Genomic DNA, 20,926 nt, shown 5'->3' on the forward strand with positions numbered 1-20,926 from the left:
AAGACAGCCGGATAACTTATCCATAAGTGGCTCGATCCGCCACTTTGTGGTCCTTATTTGAACGGGTCTGCGGAATCTCCATAGGCCCCCAGCGTCACTCTTGCGCTCGGAGGACCTTAGCGGAACAATCTTCTGTTAGGCGCATAACGGACGGTGGGTCCACTAAGCCAGCCGCTCGGCTTATCGGGGCAGCTTCTCCCTCAGAACCTCTGCCAGCTTCTCCACCGGCACCCCAGAGCCATACGTATCGAAAGCCAGGGTGCCCGAAGATTGCCCAAGGATCGCCTGTACGTATGCCACTGGGACCCCTTCAGCTTGCAGCAGGGACGTGATTGAGTGCCTCAGCGAGTGGAGGGTCAGGTCTGGATCATCGTTGCTCAGGATGTCCCGTAGAGCGAAGTTAAGCCCTCGACCAGCAAGGCGGTAGTTCACGCCCAGCACGGTATCCGCCTCGGCATCCTCCACGAAGCGCAGGAAGGCCCTCAGGTCGAACCCATAGGCCCCATCGGTCAACGGAACGAGTCGCTTGGACTGTGCCGTCTTGAGTTCCTTTCCATTGTTGTCGTTGATGTCGATAACCCAGATATCTCCCTCTTTGCGTATGTCCTCTTTGGTCAACTGGGCGTATTCATTCAGCCTTGCCCCAGTGATGACTCCCAGTGACAGCGCCCAGCGCTTCCAAGAGTCAGCGGGGAGGCCGTTAACGTGGGTCATCAGCGTAGCTATCTGCTCCTGAGTGAACGCCTTTCTGGTGCTCTCTGCGCCCTTCTTGTACTTGAGGTTTTGGGTGTATGCCTTGGGAATCAGATCGTTGCTCACAGCCCAGCTGAGGACCGTAGCGAGCTTGGTTAGCAGGTTGTTGACGCTGAGTGGACGCCGGGACTCTGAAAGCGTATCCCGAAGGGCGATAAGGTCGGCCCGTGTGTGCGTCCTCATGTCCAAATCGCCAAGAGCCTCCGATAGGGTCCCGTGGCAATAGCCGATTTCCTTCATGCTGCTCTCTTTGACGTTCGCCTTGTGCTCGTTACGGTAGGACTCAGCGAGAGACTCAAAGCGAACCGGAGGAAGGGCCTGAGGTGGGCTTACAGATAGGGAGGCAGATGATGCTTTGGGGCTATCACGATCAGCATCCCTATCTATTTTATCTATAAGCCTTACCAGCTGCCTTGGGTCACCTCCCAGCCTTCGCTCAGCTGCCAGCATAATCTGCCTTGCCATGGACACGCCTTTTGCCTGAGGAACGGTCAGAGCGGCAGTCGATGCGATGTACCCCAAGTCATCATTGAGGTCCGAGTAGTTCATGCACATTACGTCCAGCAGTTCCCACTCTGTCGGAGTCGCCAACAGGTCCTCTGCGATAGACCGAAGGTGATCGCGTATTTCAGGCCACGTAGAGTCAGGATTGTCGAGGTGGAAGGCTCTGAGAGCCGTCTGGAGCTGCTTGCTGGTGGTCATTGCGGTAGATCGGTCAGTGGTGCGGAGAGAGACTGTGCAGGATGCCACAACGGAGCCCTTGGGTCGGACCCTCAGCTGATAAACGCCTTGCTTCCTGAAGTGCCAAGGGGAGGCCAAAACGACCCGAACTTGTGACCGGCTTGTGACTGGGTTGTGACTGAGTGTAGCTTCGTGAAGGCCCATGATTGCTGGAGTCCGCGTGGTTCCTGGGGAGCCACCACATCCATGCCAAATCTGCGACAATCGCGCCCTTCACGAAATCGCTTACGGCTGTCCATGACCGACGCAACGCCTGCTTCAGAACAACTCCTGAAAAACCTCGATCAGGCGATGTACGCCGACCGTCATCGCTTGCGTCGTCAGCTGCACGACCTGCGCAAAAAAGCCGGTGCTGCCCCGATTGACGAGGAGCGCCTCGCTCAGTGGCTTGAGCGCTTTCAAGCTTCAGCGGCCAAGGTCGAGGCGCGGCGCCAGAGTGTGCCGGTCATGCGCTACGACGACAGCCTGCCGATTGCCGCCAAGCGTGACGAAATCAAGGCTGCGCTGGAAAAGCATCAGGTGCTGGTGATTGCGGGTGAAACCGGCTCAGGCAAGACCACCCAGCTGCCGAAGATATGTCTGGAAATCGGCCGCGGCGTGCATGGCCTGATCGGTCATACCCAACCGCGCCGGTTGGCTGCTCGTAGCGTCGCCACTCGTGTTGCCGAAGAGATCGGCACGCCCCTGGGTGAGCTGGTGGGTTATCAGGTTCGCTTCGAGGACCAGAGCAAGGACAGCTCGCTGATCAAGCTGATGACTGATGGCATCCTGTTGGCCGAAACCCAGCACGACCGTTTCCTCGAGCGTTACGACACCATCATCGTCGACGAGGCCCATGAACGCAGCCTCAACATCGATTTCCTGCTCGGCTACCTGAAAACGCTGCTACCGCGCCGGCCGGACCTGAAGGTGATCATCACCTCGGCGACCATCGACCTTGAGCGCTTCTCCGAGCATTTCAATGGTGCGCCAATCGTTGAAGTCTCGGGGCGCACCTTTCCGGTCGACACCTGGTATCGCCCGCTGGCCGCCGAGACCGATGAGGACGGCAACCGCGTTGAGGATGACCTCACCATCGACCAAGGCATTCTGGCGGCGCTGGACGAGATCGATGCCCACGAGCGCAGCATCGGCAAGCGCCCCGGCGACGTGCTGGTGTTCCTGCCAGGCGAACGGGAGATTCGCGATGCCGCAGAGATGCTGCGCAAGGCCAACCTGAAGTTCACCGAGGTGCTGCCGCTGTATGCACGGCTGACGCCCGCCGAGCAGCAGAAGATCTTCCAGCCCCGACCGGGCCGCAAGATCGTGCTCGCCACTAACGTCGCGGAAACTTCGTTGACCGTTCCAGGCATCCGCTACGTGATCGATTCGGGTACGGCGCGTATCAGTCGCTACAGCTACCGGGCCAAGGTCCAGCGGCTGCCCATCGAGGCGGTGTCCCAGGCCAGCGCCAACCAGCGCAAGGGGCGATGCGGGCGGGTCGAGCCGGGGATCTGCATCAGGCTGTACAGCGAGGAGGATTTCCTAAGCCGACCGGAATTTACCGATCCGGAAATCCTGCGCACCAACCTGGCCGCGGTCATTCTGCAGATGCTGCACCTGCGCCTCGGCCAGATCGAAGATTTTCCCTTTATCGAGCCGCCGGACGGCAAGGCCATCAGCGATGGCTTCAACCTGCTGCAGGAGCTGTCGGCGGTCAATCGCGAGAACCAGCTGACCCCCTTGGGCCGGCAACTGGCGCGCCTGCCCATCGACCCAAGGCTCGGGCGCATGCTGCTGGAAGCGGCGAAAATGGGCAGCATGGCCGAGGTGCTGATCGTTGCCAGCGCGCTGTCGGTGCAGGACGTGCGCGAGCGCCCGGCTGATCGCCAGCAACAGGCCGACCAGGCCCACGCGCAATGGAAGGATCTGGACTCGGATTTCGCGGCGCTGATCAACCTTTGGCGCGGTTTCGAGGAGCAGCGCCAAGCGCTCGGTTCCAATCCGTTGCGCACCTGGTGCCGGAAGAACTTTCTCAACTATCTGCGGCTTCGCGAGTGGCGGGATGCGCATCGCCAGTTGACGTTGATCGTGCGGGAATTGAAGCTCAACGATAGCGCGCAGAACCGTGGCAGCCAGCCTGCGGATGAGCGGGTATCGCAGCGTCAGGATCGCCAGCACGCCGAGTCTCGCAATGCGAAGTCCGCTCAAGCTGCTGATCCAGGCAGGGTGGAGGACGGCGAAGCCTCTTCCACGGACAGGCCCGCTCTGACGAAGGACAAAAAGGTCAACGTCAAACTGGCCCAGCAAGCCGAAGCCAGCGAGGCCGCGCAGAAAGCCAAAAGCTACGCGGCGGTGCACAAGGCGATTCTGTCCGGGCTGCTCAGCCAGGTCGGACACAAGACCGAGGAGGGCGACTTCCTCGGCGCGCGCCAGCGACGTTTCTGGGTGCATCCGTCCAGCGTCATCGGTCGCAAGAAGCCCAACTGGATCATGGCGGCCGAGCTGGTCGAAACCACCAAGCTGTTCGCGCGCATGGTCGCCAAGATCGAGCCCGACTGGATCGAGCCGCTGGCCAAGCACCTGACCAAGACCAACCACTTCGAGCCGCACTGGGAGAAGAAGCGCGGTCAGGTGGTCGCCTTCGAGCAGGTCACCCTGTACGGCATGATCGTCGTGGCGCGGCGGCCGGTGCATTTCGGTCCCATCGATCCGGCCGCTGCGCGTGAACTGTTTATACGCGAGGGCCTAGTGCGCGGTGAGATGCACAGCCGCGCCAAGGCGCTCACCGCCAATCGCGAGCTGCTGGAGCTGTTTGACGAGCTGGAAGCCAAGGCCCGTCGTCGCGACATCATTGCCGACGAGGACACGCTATTCGCCTATTACGACGCGCGTGTGCCGCAAGACATCTACCAGACTGCGAGCTTCGAGACCTGGTACAAGCGTGAGAGTCAGAAGAATCCTCAGCTCTTGGTCATGCGCGATGAGGATGTCCTGGCGCGTGACGCCAGCGAAGTCACCGCGGCGCAGTACCCGGACCATCTGCGTATTGGCGAACTGCAGCTGCCGCTGGAGTATCACTTCGAACCCAACCACCCGCGCGATGGCGTGACGCTGCGTGTCCCCGCGCCGCTGTTGCCGCAACTGCGTGCCGAGCGGCTCGACTGGCTGGTGCCGGGGTTGATCGAGGCCAAGGCCGTGGCGCTGGTGCGCAACTTGCCAAAGGCGATCCGCAAGAACTTCGTCCCGGTGCCGGACTTCGTAAAGGCCGCGCTGTCGAAAATCACCTTCGCTGACGGCGCGCTGCCGGATGCGCTGGGCCGCGAGCTGCTGCGCATGACCGGTGCCCGGGTTTCGGACGATGCCTGGGCGGAAGCGGCCGTGGGGCTCGAAAGCCATCTGAAGATGAACATCGAGGTGGTCGACGCCCGTGGGAAATTCCTCGGTGAAGGCCGTGATCTGGCCGAACTGACCGCACGCTTCAATGAAGCCAGCCAGGCCGCGCTGGCGCCCCCTCAGCAGAAGGCCGAACAGAAACCGGTCGAGGCGAAGGGGTTCGCCCAGGTGGCGGAGAAGGCTCAGGCGAAGATGGCCGGCTTGTCGATGACGGTCTATCCCGCACTGGTCGAGGAGGCTGGGGTGGTCAAGGAGGGACGTTTCCCGACCCAGGCCGAGGCCGACTTCCAACATCGCCGCGCCTTGCAGCGCTTGTTGCTGCAACAACTGGCCGAGCCGGCGAAATACCTGCGCAACAAACTGCCGGGCCTTACCGAGCTGGCGCTGCTGTACCGCGATATGGGCAAGGTCGATGCGCTGGTCGAGGATATCCTGCTGGCCAGCCTCGACAGCTGCATCCTCGACGGCGAAACCCCGCTGCCCCGCGACGGCGCGGCGCTGGCGTCACTGGCCGAGCGCAAACGCGGCGACTGGGCGGCGCACGCCGAACGGCTGGGGCGCCTGACGCTGGACATTCTCAAGCTCTGGCACGGGCTGCAAAAACGCTTCAAAGGCAAGATCGACCTGGCTCAGGCGGTGGCGTTGAATGACATCAAGGCGCAGCTGGCCAATCTGGTCTATCCGGGCTTCGTGCGTGAAACACCGGGTGAGTGGTTGAAGGAATATCCACGCTACCTCAAGGCTGTCGAGCAACGCTTCGAGAAGATCGGTTCTCAGCTTCAGCGTGACCGCGTGTGGTCCGGCGAGTTGGCCGGCTATTGGGAGCAGTACCAGGCACGGCTGAAAAAACACCAGCAGGAAGGTAAGCGCGACCCCGAACTGACGGCTTACCGCTGGATGCTCGAGGAATACCGCGTATCGCTCTGGGCGCAGCAGCTGGGGACGAAGATGGCGGTGTCGGACAAACGATTGAACAAGCAGTGGAGTCAGGTGGAGGCTTGACTGCTGAGGGTTACAGCTTCAGTTGTTCTTAAGAATCGCCTTCGTGAGCTGGCCGGGTAGGGCAGCCGGTAATACAGGCGACGAAATGAAACGAGGCGCTTATCGATAAGCGCCTCGCTAATTTCAGCTACTCGAAATCACTTAGAACCGGTAGTTGGCGCTCAGCTCCAGAGTGCGTGGCGCGCCGGGGGTGATCAGGTCGACAGAGCCGTGCGCCGAAGCGTAGTACTCCTTGTCGAAGACGTTGAACAGACGCAGTGCCGCATCCCACTTGGGTTGCTCATAGAACAGCGCCGCGTCGACGGTGGTGTAGCCGGGTAGCTCGGTATCGTTGTCCAGCGCGGTGTATCGGCTGCCGACGTAGCTGGCACCCATGCCGACGCGCCAGTTGGTGTCGAGTGAGCGCACCGCCCACAGGTTGGCGCTGTGGCGTGGCGTGAGCGTCGGGACCTGACCCTCGTTGTCGACACCGTTGGTCTTGCTGTTCGATTGGGTGATTTCGGCATCCAGGAAGGCGTAGCCACCGTACAGCTGCCACTTGTCCGAGACCTGACCCATGAAGGTGGCTTCGAAGCCGTCGGTGCGCTGCTCGCCCGCCAGTACCAGCTTGGCCGGGTTGACCGGATCGGTAGTTTTGATCTGGGTACGCTCTAGACGGAATACCGCTGCGGTCAGCGTGAGCCGGTCCTGCAACAGGTTCCATTTGGCGCCGATCTCGTAATTCGTGGTTTCTTCCGGGTCCAGCTCAACGTTGGTCGTGCTGACCTGGAACATCTCGCCCGATGGCTGATAGGAACGGCTGACCGACAGGTAGTAGGACTGCATGTCATCCGGCTGCCAGACCAGACCCGCGCGCGGGCTGAGGGTGTAATCGGTACGTTCCAGTTCGGCCTTGTTATCGAGGTCATTGCGGAAGGACTGGTCGAACTCGTCGTAGCGCACGCCCAGCAGCGCTTTCCAGTGTGGCGACAGTTCGATCAGGTCCTGGACGTAGAGGCCCGTGGTTTCCTGAGTATTGAGGCCGTCCCCAGTCTTCTGATTGGCCTGAGAAGGCACCGGCAGCAGCGTATCGCCATACACGGGCACCCGCGCGACGTCGTTCTGGTTGTAGAACTGCTGATCCTTTTCCTGGCGGCCAAACTCAACGCCGTAGAGCAATTGATGGTTCATGCCGGCAAAGACCGCGTTTTGCTTGAGCTCGGTCTGGTTGAACCAGCCATCTTCCTTACGCTGGACGTTGCCACGCTTGAGCTTGACCAGCAGGCTGCCGTCCGGAGCGGTAACGAAGCGGTTGGCGTCGGTGTGTGCCAGGGTGTTGTTGCGGTCCAGATCGTAGTGGTAGTAGCGGCTGGTATTGCTCAGCGTGAAGGCGTCATTGATGCGGTAATCGATGCCCGCTGTCAGCGAGAAGACCTCGCTGCGGGTGTAGTCCTGACTCGCATCGGCAGAACCGAAGCGCTTGTCACGGTCCACCTCTACGGGGCGGCCGTTGAGTGCGGGAATACCGAAGTCGATCAGACGTTTGTCATACAGATACGACGCGCCGAGGTTGATTTCGAGGTCGTCGGAAAGGCGGAAATAGGCCGACGGCGCCAGGGCCTTGCGTTCCAGAAAGGCATCCTCGCGGAAAGTGTCGCTGTCTTCCAGCGCGCCGGTTACCCGGAATGCCTTGTTTTGCTGTTCTTGATCCGCCCAGCCTGCATCGAATTGTGTGCGCCGCTCTCCTTCACTGTCGAAGCTGACGCCCACTTCCTGCTCTGGCGAGAAGGTCGGCTTCTTCGTCACGCTGTTGATCAGGCCGCCGGAGGAGCCGCGACCGTAGAGCACAGCAGCAGGCCCCTTGAGCACCTCCACGCGTTCGATATTCGACATGTCCCGGTAGTAAAGGGCGTCATCGCGGATGCCATCGATGTATTGGTCGCCAATCGCGCTGAAGCCTCGGATAGTGACCTGATCGCGTTGCCCGTCGCCGTTGCTCAGGCCGATGCCCGGAACATTTTTAAGCGCGTCTTCCAGAGAATCGGCACCCTGATCCCTGAGCACGCTTTGGGGCACCACGTTGATCGACTGCGGAATGTCGCGCAGCGGGGCGTCGATCTTCAGAGCAGTCGTGCTCGCTTCCGGCTTATAGCTGGCTTCTTCGCGGGCACCGGTCACCGCGGTAGCGGGAAGTTCAAGCGGGGAGGCGGATTGTGCATACAAAGCCGGAGCGGCAAGCAGGCTGAGCAATGGCAATAGACGGGTTGCGTTTGATGGCACGGTGTCATCTCCAGTGGAAGAGGAGGCGACAATAGCGATATGTAAGATGAATGTAAATGATAGTGTTTATCATTAAGTTGTATTGATTCTGCTTTACTCGGCGGCGGTTATTCCAGGCTAAACGCAGGTTGCTGGCTCAGTGATGCTTTGCGCTCGTCCCGGTCGTATCTTCCACCCGTTGCAGCTGCCCACGCTTGTCTAGGCTGACTCGCAGCAGATCCTCAGCCAAAATCAGGTTCGCGCCAAAATGTCCTGCGGCTTCCTCTCGAATGTCTTCAATCGATAAGCCTCGACTCGGAGCGCCTTGATATCGCGCACTGAAGTGCGTCAGCACCAGATGCGGCAGATTGACCGAGGCTGCGAAAGCGGCGACCTGCGCGGCTGTGCTATGGCCAAAATCAGCCTTGCCGGCTTCGGCAATCGCCTGGGTATAGGTGGCTTCGTGAACCAGTAGTTGCGCGCCTTGGCAGGCGTCGCGGAGCAGTTCGGGTCGGTCGTTATCGCCTGCGATAACCACACGACGCGGTGCACGGTTGAAGAGGAGATAGTCCTCGCTGAGCAGCGTACGGCCCTCGTACGCGACCTCGCGGCCATGCATCAGCTCGCCCCAGAGTGGGCCGCGCGGGATGCCGTCGCGGTCGAGCTTGTCGACATCGAGGCTCGGGTCCGGGCGGGTTTCGGTAAAGCTGTATCCCCAGCTCGGGACGCGATGTGAAAGGGCGGTAGCCTCGACCTGCATCTGGGAGCTGGACCAGCCATCGAGCGCCTCGGTGGCATGAAATTTCAGTTCATAGGGCAACCAGCTCTGGCTCATTTCCAGCGTTGCCCTGATCCAGCCTTCGATTGCCTTCGGAGCGATGATCTCCAGTGGTTCCTGCCGCCGCGCCATTCCAGCACTGGCGAGCAGGCCCGGTAAACCGTAGCAGTGATCGCCGTGCACATGGGTGATGAACACTGCACGCAGGCCGTGAAGCGTCAGTGGTGTGTGCAGCAGTTGATGCTGGGCGGCCTCGCCACAGTCGATCAGATACCAGCCCTTGCCCTGATCTTCCAGTAGGGCTACACCGCTGACATTGCGGGACTTGGTCGGCGTGCCGGAAGAGGTACCGAGGAAGATCAGATCCATGAGGATGCTCGTGCATTTTTGTAACGTCAGTATGGCGGCTGGGTGCTGCAGGAGAAACCGGCGCCAACCGCAGCGGTGCTGTGCATATATCTTTTAGCTACTAAGAAAGCACCAACTTATATTAAGGATTGCTAGTTCGGACCGTTATGCTGCTGGCCTTTGACACGGCCCCCGCGGGCCTTAATCGGACAGCACGTGATGGAATTCGGTGTAATCGGCTTCATTGTGGCCGGCCTGCTGGTTGGCTTTATCGTTGGCATGACCGGCGTTGGCGGCGGCTCGCTGATGACGCCGATCCTGTTGTGGTTCGGCGTCAATCCGGCTGCGGCTGTTGGTACTGATTTGCTCTATGCCGCGATCACCAAAGCAGGGGGCGTCTGGGTCCATCAGAAGCATCGAAACATCGACTGGCGTCTGACCGGCTGGCTGGCGTTGGGCAGTGTTCCGGCGGCAGCGTTGATGCTCTGGCTACTCAAGGGCCTGCACGGCGACCAGGAAGTGCTCAATGCTGTGATCAAACAGTCATTGGGTGTGGTACTGGTGCTCACGGCGCTGGCAGTGCTGTTCAAGAAACGCCTGATGTCCTTTGCTGCGCGTCTCTCGGGTCCAACCCCACGGCTCTCGCCGCGTGGCCTCAACATCCTGACCGTGGTGGTGGGCGTGGTGCTCGGCGCCATGGTGACGCTGACCTCCATCGGAGCTGGCGCGTTGGGCACCGTGGCGCTGTTCTTCCTTTACCCTTTGCTGGCCACCCGCCGACTGGTGGGCACCGAGATCGCCCACGCGGTGCCTTTGACCTTGGTAGCTGGGCTGGGCCATGCCAGCATGGGTAACATGGACTGGACCATCCTGACCTACTTGCTGATGGGGTCGTTGCCGGGCATCTACCTGGGCAGCAACCTGGCTGGTCGCGTGCCTGAAGCGGTACTGCGGCCTTGTCTGGCAGTCATGCTGGCGATGATCGGGTATAAGCTGATCTGACCTATCGCAATCTTCGGGAGTGGAGCGCGCTGCGCGTGCGTAGTACAGCAGGCTCGCTTGGCGTTGCCAGACACCATGACCAATGCAACGTTTCGCTTCTATGCCAGGTTGAACGCATTCCTCCCGGTCGAGCGCCGTGGGCAAGCATTTCAGTGTGCCTGCGCGGAGTCTGCAACCACCAAGCACATGATCGAAGCCCTCGGCGTACCCCATACCGAAGTGGCGTTGGTCCTGGTGAACGGCGCGCCAGCTGGCCTTGATTTGCCCATCGAAAACGGTGGCCGCATTGCCGTATATCCCAAGTTCGAAAAGCTGGACGTCAGTGCTTTAGCCACCGCTCAACCTTTGCCGTCCGGCCCGCCGCGTTTTGTGGCGGATGCCCACCTCGGCGGTCTGGCGCGACTGCTGCGTATGGCCGGGTTCGACACGCTGTACGACAACCACTTCGAAGATGCGGCCATGGCAGAGCTGGCCAACCGTGAACGCCGTGTCCTGCTGACCCGCGACCGCGCACTGCTGATGCACCGGGTGGTGTTGCACGGCTGTTATGTGCATGCGCTCAAACCACAAGGTCAGCTGCGCGAGCTCTATCATCGGCTCGATCTCGCCAGCCATGCCCGACCCTTCAGCTTGTGTTTGAGCTGCAATGTGCGACTGCATGAAGTGGACAGGCAGGCGATACTCGACCGCGTCCCGCCGCGCGTACTGGCGCGCCATGAGCGCTTCCTGGGCTGCAGCGAGTGCGACAAGATCTTCTGGGAGGGCACGCACTGGCAAGACATGCGCGCCTTGCTCGAATCCCTGACGCTCGTTGACTAGCGATCGGTTCGTATTGGTTAATGGCGTCTCAGTGCTCTGGAGCCGCCCATGCAACGCCACAAGATGTCCTATCTCACGCCCGCCATCCCTCTGCTTGTTTCCGGAGTTGCCTGCCTGGCGATTGGTCTTGCATCGGAAGCGAAGACCTTCGTCTGGATGGCGCCCGGCTTCATGTCGACCGGCGGCGTGCTTTTATGGCTGGGCCTCCGCCGTCGGGCCGGCTGACAGGTTCGGCGGAGCTTTGCTCAATCCTTCAGCGCTGCACGGCTCGTTGATTGGACAGGTAGATATTGTCGGGTGAAAGCGCTTGCTCATCCCGCACGGCCTGTAGCCATTCGTCCGTGGTTACCACTGCCGCGAAGCCGGTGTTCATCACCACAGTGAAGGCGCGATGAATTTCCTCGGCGCTAGCTGCGCCCACCGAATTCTCGTAGGGCAACGAGCCACTGGCGTCATGCAGCAGCTCCACCTTCCAGCCTTCATGGTGTGCCTGGAGCGTCGTTGAAACATCGCAGTTGTGGGTCATGTAGCCCACCACCGTCAGGGTGTCGATCTGCCGTTCACGCAGCCAGCCGCCAAGGTCGGTATTGGTCAGGGCGCTGGCCATGGACTTCTCGATGCGAAAATCGAATGGACGCTCTGCAACGGTCGGGTGCAACTCGGCCTGCTGGCTGCCGCGGGCAAACAACGGTGAACTCGCCGGCGCTAGGTGTTGCACAACCACGACAGGAATTCCTGCGTCGCGCGCCGCATCCATGGCGCGTGCGATATTGCCGAGCGACAACTGCACGTCCGGGTATTCGATGCGCAGGTTGCCTGTGACGTATTCGTTCTGGACGTCTATCACGATCAATGCACGCTTCTGGCTCATGTGAGGTGTCCTTGCTCGAGGAGGGGGAGCGCCATTGTGTCGCGGTTCGGTTGGTATCGTGAGTGGCCCGCACGACGGCTTGCGCTAAGATCGGGCCAGTTTTTTTTCCCATCTCTGCGTTCTTTGACGCCAAGGGTCAATCATGCAGCCGCATCGAATCGCAGTTATTGCCTTTGACCAGATCAGCCCTTTCCACCTGTCTGTGCCGTGCCTGGTATTCGGTGAGGAAGGCTCGCGAGAGCAGGGATATCGTGTCGAGGTGTGCGCAGCCGAGCCAGGACTCTTGCGCACCACAGCAGGGTTTGCGTTGCAGGTCGACTGCGGACTGGAAGCGATGGAGCAGGCGCAGACGGTGATCATGCCGAGCTGGCGTCACGCCGATGAGCCACCGCCAGCCGCACTGATCGATGCGCTGGTGGCCGCCCACGCCCGCGGCGCCACGCTTGTTGGGCTTTGTCTGGGCGCTTATGTACTGGCTGCGACCGGCCTGCTCGATGGTCGTTGCGCTACGACCCATTGGGCATCGGTCGAGCATTTCAAAACACGATTTCCCTCGGTTGAGGTCAACGCTGATGTGCTCTACTTGGATGACCATGGCCTGCTGACGTCCGCAGGCACAGCCGCCGCGCTGGATTGTTGTCTCTATCTGTTGCGTAAGCACTGGGGCGCGGAGATTGCCAACCGGGTCGCTCGGCGGCTGGTCATGTCGCCTCATCGTCAAGGGGGCCAAGCGCAGTTCATCGAACAGCCCGTGCCTGCAAATCGCCGCGACACACGCCTAGGCGAATTGCTGGATTGGACACGGGCAACGCTGCACCTACCTCATACGTTGGACAGCTTGGCAGACAAGGCGATGATGAGCCGGCGTACCTTCACCCGGCATTTTCGACTGTTCACTGGTACAACCGTCAGTGGCTGGCTACTGACCGAGCGGCTAGCCCTGAGCCAGCGGCTACTGGAAACCACCGACCACCCTATCGCTGCCATTGCCTCGCTGGCCGGGTTCGGCTCCCAGGTCTCGCTGCGCCAGCATTTCAGCAAAGCTCTCGGGGTTTCACCGAAGCACTACCGCCAGGCCTTCCGCGGCCAGGCTTGAGCATCCCTAACTTAGGCGTAACGGTCAGGCTCTCCGAGCCCGTCATGTGCGGCTCAGAGGTACTTGAGCCACTGAATGTCACGTCGGCGTGCCTTCAGCTCGGCAAACCAACGCACCGCCGGAAACAGTGCTACTGCCAGAACGAGCGTGCTGAGCCAGATCGGCCATACGGCGTCAAAGCCGAAATAACCTCCCTGGTTGAGCCCCCAGATGGCCGCTGCGGCGAGATAGAGCAATTTGAGTGCGTACAGGTGCAGCAGGTAAAAGAACATCGGTGCGGACCCGAATACTGATAGTGGTCGCAACCAACGGCGAGTCTGGCGGCGCTCGAAGGCCAACAACAGTAGCAGGCCGCTTCCCAGCGTCAGACAGAGAAACAGCAGCGACGGCGGATACTTGGTGATGTTGAGCAGGCTCATCAGGGTTTGCGTCCCGGTCTCGCCGGCACTCCACGGCTGCTCGCCGTAGCCGTTGATCAGACGCAGACCCACGAAGGCCAGCAGCGCACCCAAGCCATAGCTGCGCAACCGACTCTGCCGCGCGACCGGGTCCGCTTCACGGGCAAACCACGGACCGATGGAGTAGCCGATGGCGATCACGCCTATCCATGGCAGCAGCGGGTAAGAAGTGCGTAGGCGCAGGCTTTCAGAAATATCGATCCAGCCACGGTCATGCAGGACCGCCCACGGAATATGCATCAGCGAGTCGCTGGCGAAGTGCAGCGGGTCGAGCAGGTTGTGGCCCGCGATGATTGCCAGACCCAGAGCCGCCAGCAGTCCGCGCGGCAGCCAGAGCAATGCGGCCAGGGCAATCATGCTCAGACCGATTGCCCAGATAACCTGCAGGTAAATCACGCTCGGCGGGACCTGGAACGTCCAGGCGAAGTTGACCAGGGTGAACTCCAGCACCACCAGAAAAAGTCCGCGCTTGAGCAGAAAGTTCGAAACGGCCGCCCGCCCTGCATGTTTCTCCCCGTACAGAAACGCTGATAGACCTGTGAGCAGGATGAATACCGGCGCGCAGAGATGGGCCAGCGTCCTGCTGAAGAACAGCGCAGGTTCGGTGACCGCGACATCCATCGGATCCGGGACCTGCAGATGCAGCAGAAAGGTTTCGCGAACGTGGTCGAGCAGCATGAACAGGATGACCAGACCACGTAGCGCATCGATAGATTGCAGACGCGCCGAGGCTGGTGAGGTTGCGGTAGAGGCGGACATGGAGCACTCGCGACGTAGACATAGCGAGCGCAGGACGCATCGCGATTTGGGTGCGATACGTTATAACAAAAGTTAGGGCGCGCCAATCGCGTCTGTACAGGACCGTCCCCCGTTCCTTCACACTGGGTACGACGCACTGGGTGAGGGTTCTTAAAACGGTAGCAATTACCGAGTATGGGCACGCCGACAGTCGCGAAGCCCCGGTATCTTTGGCGTCCGTGATGTTATCCACAAAACCTGTGGATAACACTGTGCACATAACTTGGATGACTCGACCAAACGCCCAGCTCACGCGGGCTACGAACAGATCGACGAGTTTTTACTCAGTATCTTTAATTCCTTTTAAATCAGTTAGTTACTAGATAGTGACGCTGCGGTGGAAGGTACGTGCAGAACACGTCCAGAACGGATGCATCGAATGTGCATAAAAAAATCTGTCAATGGCTTTTTTAGAAAAATTCGTTGCTATATAGCTGGACAAAACCATCGAAATGGTTAGATGAGATGGCTGAATGCTAGCTCATGCAGTTCGTCATCCTAGCCACGCTGACGCTGACGCTGACGCTGACGCTGACGCAGTCGGCTCGGCTCAGGAAATGTTTGTCAGAGGGGTATCACCACCTTTTCGCTTTCTGATGGCGCCGCGAGCAGCCTTTCACCCTCGGCGATGGGTTCAAGGTGCAGGACAAGGCTCGCAACTTTTTTTGCAAACTCACTGCATCCAATTGTCTGCCTGCTGGGTAGTACAGGTAGTGGCCGCTTGGCCGCGCAATCCGATCACTACCCGGAGACACGAAAATGGACGCAAAAAAGATCTTCTGCCTGACCGGTCTGACACTGGCCCTCGGCTGCTCTACCAGCGCTTTTGCCCAGATGGATGTACCTGAAGCCGTGCGCGTACCGGATGGCCACAAGGTCGCCATGGAAACGGTCGGCGTCGGCCAGATCACCTACGAATGCCAGGCCAAGACCGACATGCCCGGCCAGATGGCCTGGGTCTTCATGGGGCCGAAGGCAGCGCTCAACGACCGCAGCGGCAAGCAGGTCGGCAAATACTACGGCCCGCCTGCAACCTGGGAATCGATGGACGGCTCCAAGGTGACCGGCACTCAGGTCGCCATCGCGCCGGCTGGCGAGGGCAACATCCCGCACCAGTTGGTCAAGGCCAACCCAGCCGAAGGCAAAGGCGCGATGAACGGTGTTACCTACATTCAGCGTGTCGCGACCAAAGGCGGCGTAGCGCCGGCCAAGGCGTGCGCAGCGGCTAATGAAGGCGAGCAGCAGATTGTCGATTACCAGGCCGACTATCTGTTCTGGGCCAGCAAGTGAGTAAAGCGCAGCGGGTGAAAAGCCGCTCGATATGAGTGCTGATCGCCTCTATGCTCTGACTCCCCGGCGCGCATGCGCCGGGGGTGTCGATCACCAGCCAATGGCAGATACCGTGTCGCAACCCCCCTTGTTCGATTACGAAGCGGCACTCCGCGCCTGCGCGCGTGGCGAGCGCTCAGCGCTGCAGCAACTTTACGAGCAGGAAAGTCCGCGCCTGCTCGGCGTGGTGCAGCGCATCGTGCGCGACCTGGCGCTGGCCGAAGACATCGTCCATGACGCCTTCATCCGCATCTGGAACAAGGCCGGGACCTATGATCAAACGCGTGGCTCAGGCCGCGGCTGGATTTTCAGCCTGACCCGCCATCTGGCCCTAAACGCCGTACGTAACAATGCCCGCCACGTCCAGATGGAACCGGACGAGGAGGGCGACATGGAGCACGCCGCCATCGATGGCTGGCAGGAACAGACCGACGCCTTCGATTGGCGGGTAAACCCCGGCAGGATCGAAGCCTGTCTCGAACAACTCGAACCGGTGCGCCGCAACTGCGTGTTTCACGCTTACGTCGACGGCTATTCGCATCAGGAAATTGCCCAGCGCCTGGGTGCGCCACTGGGCACGGTGAAAGCCTGGATCCGCCGCAGCCTGACCGCCCTTCGTGAGTGCATCGGATGAACAACGAACCCAACGATCCGCACGAGACCTTGCACGAACTCGCGGGGGAATATGTACTCGGCACACTTTCTGCGGGCGACCGTGAGGCGGTCGAAAAGCGCTTGGCCGTCGAGCCTGAGCTGCGTGCAGCGGTCGATTACTGGGAAGCGCGGCTGCTGCACCTGACCGACCTGGTCGAACGGCAAACACCTTCGCCGCGTTTGTGGAGTCGCATCCAACGCACGCTGGACGAGGCGAATCGTCAGGCCGTTTTGGTGGCGCCAACCCGCCGGAACAGCTGGTGGGACAGTCTGTCTCTGTGGCGTGGTTTTGCTGCAGCCGGCATGGCGGCCACGCTGGTACTCGGCGCCTTGCTGGTGACGCGTCTGTCGCCTGAACCTTCACCGACCTGGCTCGTTGTGCTCGCTGCGCCGCAGGACCTGTCACCGGGTTGGGTCGTGCAGGCCAGCAATCGGACGCAGGAGATCGAGCTGATTCCGTTGGGCGTCACCGAGTTGCCGCCGGATAAAGCACTGCAGCTCTGGACCAAGGCCGAAGGCTGGCAGGCACCTGTCTCCCTCGGGCTGGTCAAGCCGGGCGAGCCGGTAAGGATTCGTCTCGACGACCTACCTCCGTTGCAGCCCAACCAGCTGTTCGAGTTGACGCTGGAACAGCCCACCGGCTCACCGACCGGTCTGCCGACCGGACCGATCCAGTTCATCGGGCGGGCGGCAAAGGTGATCTGACGGGTCAGCCGTGAGCTGGAATGTTCAGCCCCTTGGCCACTGCGGGTCGCGCGACGAAGGCATCCAATACCCGCTGTACATTGACGAAGCGTTCGAACTCCACCAGTTCGCGCGCTTCATAGAATTCAACGAGGCCGCGTACCCAGGGGAAGGTCGCGATGTCGGCGATGCTGTAACGACCGCCCATCAGCCAGTCGCGGCCCTGCAGGCGCCTGTCCAGCACGCCCAATAGACGTTGGGCTTCTGCGACGTAACGGTCGCGTGGGCGCTTGTCCTCGTAGTCCTTGCCGGCGAACTTGTGGAAGAAGCCTAGCTGACCAAACATCGGCCCGACGCCGCCCATCTGGAACATCAACCACTGAATTGTCTCGTAGCGGGCTGCGGCGTCTTCGGGCATGAGCTGGCCGGTCTTGTCCGCCAAGTACAGCAGAATCGCACCGGACTCGAACAACGCCAGCGGTTCGCCATCCGGACCATTGGGGTCGAGGATCGCCGGGATCTTGTTGTTCGGGTTCAGCGAAAGGAATTCTTCCGAGCGCTGGTCACCACTTTCAAAGCTGACCAGATGTGCCTCGTAGGGCAGGCCCGTCTCCTCCAGCATGATCGACACCTTCACCCCGTTGGGCGTGGGCAGCGAATACAGCTGCAGGCGATCCGGGTAGCTGGCGGGCCATTTTTGCGTGATGGCGAAGGTGGATAGATCGTGCATCGATTCCTCCTCAGGGTGACGTCGGAGATAAAACAGCGCGCCGTATAGCGAAGGCGCACCTTGGCTTGTTTTCATTCGGACAGCGGCGGTCTGTCCTCGTTGCGGCTGGTTGACGCTGCAGGTTGGGGCGAGACGCCCAGGCAGCAGGTGGACGGGGTGAAAACTCAACGTTGTTGTGTGCGTCGCTTTGCACTGGCATTGGCGCCCGCTATGGTTCAAGTTTCAACTTCGCCATGGAGCGCTGCACGTGTCCCTTACTACCCCCTACGACTCGCAAAACATCTTCGCTCAGATCATTCGCGGCGATGCCCCTTGCTACAATCTCTACGAAGACGATGACGTACTGGCCTTTCTCGACGTGTTTCCGCAGTCCTACGGCCATGCGCTGGTGATTCCGAAGCGCTCCGCGGCCTGCAACATCCTCGATGTGGATACCGAGGCGCTGTGCAAGGTGATGGCGGTGGCGCAGAAGCTGGCGCGTGTGATCGTCGATGAGCTGCAGCCTGACGGCGTGCAGATCGCGCAGTTCAACGGGGCGCCAGCGGGGCAGACGGTGTTTCATATCCATGTGCACATCGTCCCGCGCTATTCGGGAGAGGGGCTCGGTATTCATGCCGCAGGCAAGGCCGATCCAGCGGAGCTGGAAAAGCTGCAGGCGCGGTTGGTAGGCAAGCTTGCCGAGATCGAGCGCTGATCGTCACCCGAACCAGTACCGCTGCTGCGACAGCTACAGCCCCGACCATCGCAGCAGCGAAGAGACACCAAAGTACTATTCGTGGCTGATGTGAGGCTTCGTACCCTGCGGGCATGAAGCCTGCTCCGTGGTTCCTCATCCTCTATTTCGCCCGCGCATGCCTCGCCGCACTTGGATGTGGGCGTGGTGTTCTGCTCGCGATGTTGCCATTGTTTGTCCAGGCGCAGGGCGAGACGCAACCACTGCCGGTCCTTACGCTCAGCGTGCTGCAGTTCGGCACGCCGCATTGGGAACTCGATCATCTCAAGCGTCACAACCTTGACCGGGCCAATGGCTTCGAGTTGAAGGTGCGTCTGGTGGCTGACCTGCCCGCATCACGGCTGGCGCTGAGCAGCGGCAGCGTGGACGGCGCGGTCAGCGATTTGCTCTGGGCCCAGGCGCGCTACGAGGCCGGCACGGCATATCGCTACCTGCCTTTTTCCTCGCAGATCGGCGAAGTTCTGGTAAGTGACGCCAGCGACATTCGCACCTTGGCCGATCTGCGCGGCAAACGTATCGGTGTGGCAGGCGGGCCGGACGGGCTGGGCTGGCAACTGTTGCAGCAGCTAGCGGCAAGGCAGGGAATCGATCTGGCGCGCGAAGCGACAGTGCAGTACGCCGCGCCACCGCTGCTCAGCCAGGCGCTGCGGCGCGGTCAGGTGGACGCGCTGCTGACCTTCTGGCACTTCTCGGCGCGGCTGCGCGGCGAAGGTGGCGTACACGCAGCGTTCGGCCTGAATGAACTGGTCGGAACACTGAGTCTCGATCCGGATCTGCCCGTGCTGGGTTATCTGTTTCCGCAAGCCTGGGCCAACGCGCACGGCGACCTGCTAGAACGCTTCGCCAGCGCGCTGCGACAGACCAAGGACGAGCTGGCGAGTCAGCCCGATAGATGGCAAGCGATCCGGCCATTGATGCGTGCCGACAACGACGCAGTGTTCGCCGCGCTGCATGACAGCTTTGTTGAAGGCATCCCGCAGCCGCTGGACGAAGCGCGTATCACTGCGCTGCAGCGGCTGTTGGTCCTGACTGGCGCCAAGCAGGGCCAGCTGATGCCCGCGGCGCTGTTCCAGAGTGGGCCATGAGTGGGTCGCGCTATGCCTGCTGGGTTGCGCTGCCGCTGTTGGTGGCGATCTGGGCTGTCGTAGCAGCGAGTACGAACACGCCCCTGCTGCCGAGTCCGGCAAATGTGCTGCGGACCTTCTTGCTGGCGGTTGAAAGCGGCGAGCTGCCCCATCACCTATTGGTCACTTTGCGTCGGGTGCTGATCAGCTTTGCGCTGGCGATGGCGCTGGGTGCGCTGCTGGGCGTCTGGATGGGGCGTTCGCGGTTCGCTAATGCAGTTCTTGATCCCTTGCTGGTGCTGTTTCTCAACCTCCCGGCACTGGTCACCATCATCCTGCTCTACGTCTGGTTTGGTCTGGTAGAAGCGGCGGCGGTGCTGGCGGTGGTGATCAACAAGGTGCCCAACGTGGCGGTCACCGTACGCGAAGGCGCGCGCAGCCTCGATCCGAAGCTGGAGCAGATGGCGCAGGTATACGGCTTCAACTGCTGGCAGCGGGTAGTGAACGTCTGGCTGCCGCAGCTGTTTCCCTATCTGATGGCGGCGACTCGCGGTGGTCTGGCGCTGATCTGGAAGATCGTTCTGGTGGTCGAGTTGTTGGGCCGGTCCGATGGAGTCGGCTTTCAGTTGCACATGGCCTTTCAGGTGTTCGACGTGGCGAGCATATTGGCCTACAGCCTGGCCTTTATCGCCGTCGTGCAATTGATCGAACTGGCGCTGCTGCAACCGCTGGAGCGTCGCGCATCGAGCTGGCGCAACGCCGGGATGCAGCATGCTTGAGGTGCGCATCGATGGCATTGCGGCAGGCCATCCGGTACTGGGCGTGATCAATGCGCAGGTGCGGGCAGGTGAGCGCATCTGCCTGTTGGGCCCCTCCGGTGTTGGCAAGAGCACGTTGCTCAATGCCATTGCCGGGCTTGACCCGCGTCTGGCGCCGATGGTCCGACTACAACCCGGCCTACGCATCGGCTACCTGTTTCAGGAACACCGCCTGCTGCCGTGGTACACGGTGCGGCAGAACCTCAAGCTGGTCGGCGCAACCGCAGGCGATATCGATCGGCTGCTGGCTGATGTTGGCTTGAGTGATGCGGGTGATCGGCTGCCGGATCAGCTCTCGCTGGGTATGGCGCGTCGCGCGTCGCTGGCCCGTAGCCTGGCAATCAGGCCGGATCTGCTCCTGCTCGATGAACCCTTTGCTTCACTCGACCCGGAGCGCGCCGCCGAACTGCGCGAGCTGATCGTTCGCCTGCTCGATGCGCAACCGCAGATGGCGTTGATCTGTGTAACCCATGATCCCCACGACGCCGATCAACTGGCCAACCGCCTGTGGTACATGAGCGGCCAGCCTGCCACCTTGCGTTGGGATCGGCCCGTTATGGCGGGTGCCAGCACCAGTCAGCTCAGCGAGCAGTTGCGCACGCTCCAGGTCTGAAAAGGCTTGCTGGCCGCGCCAT

General features: G+C 61.0%; 18 protein-coding genes. 12 read left to right on the forward strand and 6 right to left on the reverse strand.

Going from position 1 to position 20,926, the window contains the following annotated elements:
- Nucleotides 1–180: 180 nt before the first annotated feature.
- Nucleotides 181–1,455 carry a tyrosine-type recombinase/integrase gene (locus ACSSNI_RS09360; protein ID WP_448259169.1) on the reverse strand — a complete coding sequence of 425 codons (1,275 nt, stop codon included), beginning with the start codon at nucleotides 1,453–1,455 and terminating at the stop codon, nucleotides 181–183.
- A gap of 276 nt (nucleotides 1,456–1,731) precedes the next feature.
- On the opposite strand from ACSSNI_RS09360, the gene hrpA reads away from it, so the two are divergent.
- Entirely contained in the window at nucleotides 1,732–5,871 is a 4,140-nt protein-coding gene (hrpA, locus tag ACSSNI_RS09365) for an ATP-dependent RNA helicase HrpA (RefSeq protein WP_448259171.1), read from the forward strand.
- 141 nt (nucleotides 5,872–6,012) lie between these two features.
- Here hrpA and ACSSNI_RS09370 read toward each other — a convergent pair whose 3' ends face one another.
- Both ACSSNI_RS09370 and ACSSNI_RS09375 read right to left on the reverse strand, forming a co-directional pair.
- Entirely contained in the window at nucleotides 6,013–8,130 is a 2,118-nt protein-coding gene (locus ACSSNI_RS09370; protein ID WP_200637550.1) for a TonB-dependent receptor, read from the reverse strand.
- A 136-nt stretch (nucleotides 8,131–8,266) separates the two neighbouring features.
- Nucleotides 8,267–9,256, reverse strand: coding sequence for a ribonuclease Z (locus tag ACSSNI_RS09375; protein WP_200637552.1), 990 nt, complete (start codon nucleotides 9,254–9,256; stop codon nucleotides 8,267–8,269).
- Between the two features lie 198 nt (nucleotides 9,257–9,454).
- Here ACSSNI_RS09375 and ACSSNI_RS09380 point away from each other — a divergent pair, with 198 nt between their 5' ends.
- The 3 genes from ACSSNI_RS09380 to ACSSNI_RS09390 all read left to right on the forward strand — a co-directional run bounded on the left by ACSSNI_RS09380 (nucleotide 9,455) and on the right by ACSSNI_RS09390 (nucleotide 11,281).
- Entirely contained in the window at nucleotides 9,455–10,237 is a 783-nt protein-coding gene (locus tag ACSSNI_RS09380) for a sulfite exporter TauE/SafE family protein (RefSeq protein ID WP_159967426.1), read from the forward strand.
- Between the two features lie 75 nt (nucleotides 10,238–10,312).
- Nucleotides 10,313–11,056 carry a Mut7-C RNAse domain-containing protein gene (locus ACSSNI_RS09385; protein WP_200638163.1) on the forward strand — a complete coding sequence of 248 codons (744 nt, stop codon included), beginning with the start codon at nucleotides 10,313–10,315 and terminating at the stop codon, nucleotides 11,054–11,056.
- Nucleotides 11,057–11,104: 48 nt separating this feature from the next.
- A complete protein-coding gene (locus tag ACSSNI_RS09390) occupies nucleotides 11,105–11,281 on the forward strand; it encodes a hypothetical protein (RefSeq protein ID WP_200637554.1) in 177 nt (58 codons plus the stop codon).
- A gap of 28 nt (nucleotides 11,282–11,309) precedes the next feature.
- Here the strand turns inward: ACSSNI_RS09390 and ACSSNI_RS09395 are convergent, their stop codons facing one another.
- A complete protein-coding gene (locus ACSSNI_RS09395; RefSeq protein WP_200637556.1) occupies nucleotides 11,310–11,927 on the reverse strand; it encodes a cysteine hydrolase family protein in 618 nt (205 codons plus the stop codon).
- Between the two features lie 142 nt (nucleotides 11,928–12,069).
- On the opposite strand from ACSSNI_RS09395, the gene ACSSNI_RS09400 reads away from it, so the two are divergent.
- Nucleotides 12,070–13,023 (forward strand): helix-turn-helix domain-containing protein, encoded by a 954-nt coding sequence (locus tag ACSSNI_RS09400; protein WP_200637557.1) that lies wholly within the window; start codon nucleotides 12,070–12,072, stop codon nucleotides 13,021–13,023.
- Between the two features lie 53 nt (nucleotides 13,024–13,076).
- Here ACSSNI_RS09400 and ACSSNI_RS09405 read toward each other — a convergent pair whose 3' ends face one another.
- Nucleotides 13,077–14,240 carry an acetyltransferase domain-containing protein gene (locus ACSSNI_RS09405; protein WP_200637559.1) on the reverse strand — a complete coding sequence of 388 codons (1,164 nt, stop codon included), beginning with the start codon at nucleotides 14,238–14,240 and terminating at the stop codon, nucleotides 13,077–13,079.
- Between the two features lie 798 nt (nucleotides 14,241–15,038).
- Here ACSSNI_RS09405 and ACSSNI_RS09410 point away from each other — a divergent pair.
- The 3 genes from ACSSNI_RS09410 to ACSSNI_RS09420 all read left to right on the forward strand — a co-directional run bounded on the left by ACSSNI_RS09410 (nucleotide 15,039) and on the right by ACSSNI_RS09420 (nucleotide 16,967).
- On the forward strand, nucleotides 15,039–15,569 hold the full coding sequence (locus ACSSNI_RS09410) for a DUF3455 domain-containing protein (protein ID WP_200637562.1): 531 nt from the start codon (nucleotides 15,039–15,041) through the stop codon (nucleotides 15,567–15,569).
- 100 nt (nucleotides 15,570–15,669) lie between these two features.
- On the forward strand, nucleotides 15,670–16,242 hold the full coding sequence (locus ACSSNI_RS09415; RefSeq protein WP_200637564.1) for a sigma-70 family RNA polymerase sigma factor: 573 nt from the start codon (nucleotides 15,670–15,672) through the stop codon (nucleotides 16,240–16,242).
- Nucleotides 16,239–16,967: an anti-sigma factor gene (locus ACSSNI_RS09420; protein WP_200637566.1), complete on the forward strand. Its 729-nt coding sequence runs from the start codon at nucleotides 16,239–16,241 to the stop codon at nucleotides 16,965–16,967. The genes ACSSNI_RS09415 and ACSSNI_RS09420 overlap by 4 nt, the downstream gene beginning before the upstream one ends.
- Nucleotides 16,968–16,971: 4 nt before the next feature.
- Here the strand turns inward: ACSSNI_RS09420 and ACSSNI_RS09425 are convergent, their stop codons facing one another.
- Nucleotides 16,972–17,676 (reverse strand): glutathione S-transferase N-terminal domain-containing protein, encoded by a 705-nt coding sequence (locus tag ACSSNI_RS09425; protein WP_159967434.1) that lies wholly within the window; start codon nucleotides 17,674–17,676, stop codon nucleotides 16,972–16,974.
- A gap of 247 nt (nucleotides 17,677–17,923) precedes the next feature.
- Between ACSSNI_RS09425 and ACSSNI_RS09430 the strand changes: the two genes are divergently transcribed.
- The 4 genes from ACSSNI_RS09430 to ACSSNI_RS09445 all read left to right on the forward strand — a co-directional run bounded on the left by ACSSNI_RS09430 (nucleotide 17,924) and on the right by ACSSNI_RS09445 (nucleotide 20,904).
- Nucleotides 17,924–18,370 (forward strand): HIT family protein, encoded by a 447-nt coding sequence (locus ACSSNI_RS09430; RefSeq protein WP_200637569.1) that lies wholly within the window; start codon nucleotides 17,924–17,926, stop codon nucleotides 18,368–18,370.
- Between the two features lie 200 nt (nucleotides 18,371–18,570).
- Nucleotides 18,571–19,494, forward strand: a complete 924-nt coding sequence (locus tag ACSSNI_RS09435) for an ABC transporter substrate-binding protein (RefSeq protein WP_234484439.1) — start codon at nucleotides 18,571–18,573, stop codon at nucleotides 19,492–19,494.
- On the forward strand, nucleotides 19,491–20,252 hold the full coding sequence (locus ACSSNI_RS09440; protein ID WP_200637573.1) for an ABC transporter permease: 762 nt from the start codon (nucleotides 19,491–19,493) through the stop codon (nucleotides 20,250–20,252). Before ACSSNI_RS09435 ends, ACSSNI_RS09440 begins: the two co-directional genes overlap by 4 nt.
- Nucleotides 20,245–20,904 (forward strand): ABC transporter ATP-binding protein, encoded by a 660-nt coding sequence (locus ACSSNI_RS09445; protein WP_200637575.1) that lies wholly within the window; start codon nucleotides 20,245–20,247, stop codon nucleotides 20,902–20,904. The genes ACSSNI_RS09440 and ACSSNI_RS09445 overlap by 8 nt, the downstream gene beginning before the upstream one ends.
- Nucleotides 20,905–20,926: the final 22 nt, after the last annotated feature.

Source organism: Stutzerimonas tianxiuensis, assembly GCF_053470365.1.